The 4,492-nt window shown below is 48.8% G+C and carries 4 protein-coding genes; 3 read left to right on the top strand and 1 reads right to left on the bottom strand.

Annotated elements, in window-relative coordinates; translation table 11 throughout:
- From AC5OW4_RS14615 to AC5OW4_RS14605, 3 genes are all read left to right on the top strand, one after another.
- Positions 1-1,688 (top strand): excinuclease ABC subunit UvrA (locus AC5OW4_RS14615; RefSeq protein WP_493677153.1); only part of this gene is annotated, 1,688 nt, incomplete at its 5' end.
- 551 nt (positions 1,689-2,239) lie between these two features.
- Positions 2,240-3,400 carry a DUF349 domain-containing protein gene (locus tag AC5OW4_RS14610; RefSeq protein WP_493677152.1) on the top strand — a complete coding sequence of 387 codons (1,161 nt, stop codon included), beginning with the start codon at positions 2,240-2,242 and terminating at the stop codon, positions 3,398-3,400.
- 196 nt (positions 3,401-3,596) lie between these two features.
- Positions 3,597-4,085: a pyridoxamine 5'-phosphate oxidase family protein gene (locus AC5OW4_RS14605; protein ID WP_072684683.1), complete on the top strand. Its 489-nt coding sequence runs from the start codon at positions 3,597-3,599 to the stop codon at positions 4,083-4,085.
- Positions 4,086-4,096: 11 nt separating this feature from the next.
- Here AC5OW4_RS14605 and AC5OW4_RS14600 read toward each other — a convergent pair.
- The coding region (locus tag AC5OW4_RS14600; RefSeq protein WP_493677151.1) for a hypothetical protein at positions 4,097-4,492 on the bottom strand (396 nt) is incomplete at its 5' end.

Here is a 4,492-nt window from a genome sequence, read left to right as displayed (position 1 = left end):
AAGTGAAAGATGAAAAAGGCATGAAGCGCGTTGAAAAATTTCTGAAGCAGGACAGCTGTCCGGAATGCGGAGGTTCGCGGCTTTCCGTGGCGGCCCGGGCGCCGAAGCTGCGCGGTATTTCGCTGGATGAAGCCTGCCGGATGACCTTATCTCAGTTAACACTCTGGGTTAAGGAGGTTCCGGAATCCCTGCCAATAGAGATGCGGCCAATGGCCTTTGCGATCTGCGAATCCTTTCAGACTGCAGCGAAACGGCTGATGGATTTGGGACTGGGCTATCTGACATTGGACCGGGCGGCGTCAACGTTATCAACTGGCGAACGTCAGCGGATGCAGCTGGCCCGCGCTGTGCGCAACCGCACAACCGGCGTGCTGTATGTTCTGGATGAACCCTCAATCGGGCTGCATCCTTCCAATATCGTGGGACTAACCGGGGTGATGCATGATTTAATTAAGGATGGAAATTCAGTCGTTCTGGTCGATCATGATACGCAGATCCTGAGGGAAGCGGACTGGATTGTGGAAATGGGGCCGGGAGCCGGGGCCGAGGGAGGACAGGTGATCGCCGAAGGACCGCTGAATGAAATTAAAGAAAACGCTCAATCGCAGATCGGACCATTTTTGGCGGGAACCGCCGTTGTTGACGTATGTCGGCGGACAATTTCCGAAGATCTGTTCAAGCTGGGAAAAATCCATCTGTCGACCGCTGCGCTGCATACCGTTAAGCCGTTGGAAGCCGATATCCCAAAAGGCCGGCTGACCGTGGTAACCGGGGTTTCGGGGTCCGGCAAGACGACATTCATTTTGGAAAGTCTAATTCCAGGCCTGGAAGCCCTGATCGGCGGGAAGCCGCTGCCGAACCATGTGCGCTCACTGGAGGCAGGGGATATCAGTCAGGTCAAATTGATCGATGCAACGCCGATCGGCATTAACGTCCGCTCAACGGTCGCCACTTATGCCAATGTTCATGATGAATTACGAAAGGTATATGCGCGGACCCCACAGGCGAAAACGCTGCATTATTCAGCCGGGGATTTTTCTTACAACACCGGCAAGCTTCGCTGTCCCACCTGTGATGGAACAGGCACGATCAGCCTCGACGTGCAATTTTTGCCGGATGTGGAAATTCCCTGTCCGGATTGCAGGGGCTCGCGGTATGCCAAGACGGCGGACTCCATTCGCCGGCAGAATAAAATGGAACACGGGTATGCGCTGCCGGAATTGATGGCGATGGATGTCAAACATGCGCTGAATGCCTGTTCCGATTTAAAAACAGTCAGCCAGCGGCTTCAGACATTGCAGGAGCTGGGACTGGGCTATCTGACTTTGGGCGAAGCGACGCCGAGCTTGTCCGGCGGTGAGGCACAACGGCTGAAGCTCGCGTCAGAAATGGGGCGGCAGCAGGAAAACACGGTCTTCGTCTTCGATGAACCGACGATCGGCCTGCATCCACTGGACGTCCGCACCCTGCTTGTGATCCTTGACCGATTAGTGGAGAAAGGGGCGACGGTAATCGTGATTGAGCACGATCTCGACGTGATTGCCAACGCCGATTATCTGATCGACATGGGACCGGGCGGCGGCGAGGACGGAGGACAGATCGTGGCCGTTGGAACCCCGGAAGCAGTGGCGGCCAATCAGGAAAGTATAACGGGCAAGTATTTGCGGAAACATCTGCAGCCGGAATAAGGCTGGATCAAAAAAATTCTGCCATGATTTATGGGGGGCGGATTGAAGCACAGCTGCCAATGAATATATGGATCAAAGATCGTGGTCAGCAGAAACTTTATTATTATCGAAGCGGGGCTGTCAGGCGCTATTTTTGCGGAAATTGACAGGGAGCGAAGAAACGCTCGAACGATGGCAAATCAGAACTGATTTTCATGCACAAAAGGATATTGGATCATGATTCGTTAAGAATCCAACTTTACAGCGGCTAAACTTTTGCGAGTAAGGAAATGGAAGGCTGGAACACGCGGGTTGATGTGGTATTTCTGTTTATGAAGAAACATTGACGTCAGGATCAGAACTTTGCGGCAGCGCTTGAATGGCTTGGATGAAACGTCGATGAATTTTGGTTTATCAAACCCGGAATGAGGTCTGAGTTCATACTGGAAAAATAATACGAAATTGAATGAACTTCCGGGCAGAACCAATATCATTTTTGTCCTGTTTAATGGTATAATAAACCTATGAACGCAATTTGAAGTCATAGAGCTTGTAATGGAGGGTGAACAACGATGGCAATGGACGACATGAATGAAGTACGGGATTTTGATGAAGATATCAAAGCCCGAAAAGCACTTATTGAAGAAGCGAAGCAGCTCGATCTTTCAAAGAACTGGAATGAAATCGCTTCGGCAGTTATGAATTTAAAGAAAAGATGGAAGCGGATTTCGTATTGGGAATCAGCTTATGAAGATGAACTGGCGGATGAATTCGAAAAGATGATCGACGCTTTCTATGCCAAGCGCAACGAAGGATTCCAGAGTATTCAGAAGGCGAAACAGGAGTTGATTGAACGCGCTCAGGAATTGTCAAAGTCGGAAAACTGGAATCAGGCGACAGAGGAAATGAACGAACTGATGCGGCAGTGGAAAGCTTTGGGTTCGGCTGGGAAAGAAACTGACGATCAGCTGTGGGAGTCGTTCAACGAAGCGCGCAATGCGTTCTTTGACCGCAAGCGTCAGAATTGGGAAGAGCGAAAGGCGAAATCCGTGAATGCGCAGCAGGTAAAAAAAGAATTGATCAAAAAGGCGGAAGCGCTGGCGGATTCGGAAGAGTGGCAGAAGACTGGCGATCAGCTCAGAAAGCTGATGGATGAATGGAAAAATGCCGGCTTTGCGGGCAAAGACGTCGACGATCAGCTGTGGAACGAGTTCAATGAGGCACGTCAAAAATTCTATGATCGCCGCAGCGCAGCCTACGCGCAGATTCATGAGCGTCAGCAGCAGGTGGCTGAGAAGAAAAAAGAACTGATCGATCAGGCGATCACGATCGTCGCACAGAAAGAATATAACCGTGAGAATACCGAAAAGATGAAACGGCTGAACGTGCTGTGGAAAGAAGCTGGATCCTGCGGCAAGGAGAAAGAAGACGCATTGTGGAAAGAATTCCGTTCTGCGGCAGATGATTATTTCTCCGGCTTGAAGCAGTTTAACGAACAGAAGCACAACGATTGGATCAAACGGATGCAGGAGGTTCGCAACCGGAAAATGGAATTGATCCAGTCCCAGCAACGTCAGCTGAAATGGATGAAAAACGAACTGCCGACCCTGTTGAGTCAGACGGCGGCGGATGAAATGGCTGAAGATATTAAAGATAAGGAAGACTTTATTCAGGAACTGGAAGCTGATCTTGCGGAAATTAACGAAAAGCTCGGCGTCGGCACTAAAAAATAAATCGTCAGAAGGAAGCTCGCAAAAAGAGCTTCTTTTTGTCATAAGATTGAGCGAGGTGAACAAGGCGAAATAACCGCTGGCAAATCACTTGATGAATGCCGTCGCCTTCTAACCCGAAGCATAAAGATACGGTTGTTCTGTTATCAAGGGAAAGACAGTCGTTTCCAATGTCAGATCGAAAGAGGAGAGTAAAACGATGAAAACAACAATGCGCAGAAAAAATCAGGCTTTAACTGAAGAAGAATGTATTGCCATATTGCAGAATGGGACCTCAGGGGTGCTGGCGACAGCCGGCGAGGACGGGGATTATCCGTATGCCGTACCGCTCAGCTATGTTTATTGGAATTCCCGTCTTTATTTTCATTGTGCCGGAGAAGGGCATAAACTGGAAGCGATTGCCCGCAATCCCCGGGTGTCGTTCTGCGTCGTCGATCAGGATCAGGTTGTTCCGGATAAATATACGACGTATTTCCGCAGTGTGATCGTCTTTGGAAAGGCTCGAATTTTGACTGAAGCTGAAGGGAAGCGGATTGCTCTGGAAAAACTGGCTGAACGATTTTCCCCCGAATATCCAAAAGGACGCAAGGCGGAAATTGATAAATTATTTAACGTCGTAACGATGGTAGAAATTCAGATTGAAGCGATGACGGGAAAAGAAGCGAAGGAACTGCGAAAAATACGATAGCTGCGTATTTTTCAGCGGTGTTGGTGAATTAAGACAATTTCAAAAGGCAGGTAAAATGGAAGAAGTGATGATGAACTATTCTGTTTCTTGTTACATAGAAGAGGCTGACAGGTACACTGTGGGAAAGAGGAAACACCTGATGAAATTCTTTTAAGGAAGAATAAACCATGAAAAACCTTGCGGATATTCTGAGAGACAGCCGATGAGAAACGACAATCTCTTTGAATATTGAAAATAAGTGTTAAATCCGCACACTCAGTAGTTTTTCTTCCAACTCTTGTTAGATTTAAAAAAAATGGATGTGCGGCCTGGATGTGAGAACGCCGGCGGTCAATCAGCTGCATGATGATTTCCTGAAAACTCAGGTCGTCTCTCAGAGATCGGAAGAGCACACGTCTGAACTCCAG

It is taken from the genome of Holdemania sp., from assembly GCF_986127675.1.
The sequence above is the reverse complement of the archived record's forward strand: the minus strand, read 5'-3'. Positions and strand labels throughout refer to the sequence as shown.

Bases quoted from the DNA above. Each gene is read 5' to 3' on its own strand.
- AC5OW4_RS14610 (WP_493677152.1), top strand. From the start codon at position 2,240: ATGGCAATGGACGACATGAATGAAGTACGGGATTTTGATGAAGATATC.
- AC5OW4_RS14605 (WP_072684683.1), top strand. From the start codon at position 3,597: ATGAAAACAACAATGCGCAGAAAAAATCAGGCTTTAACTGAAGAAGAA.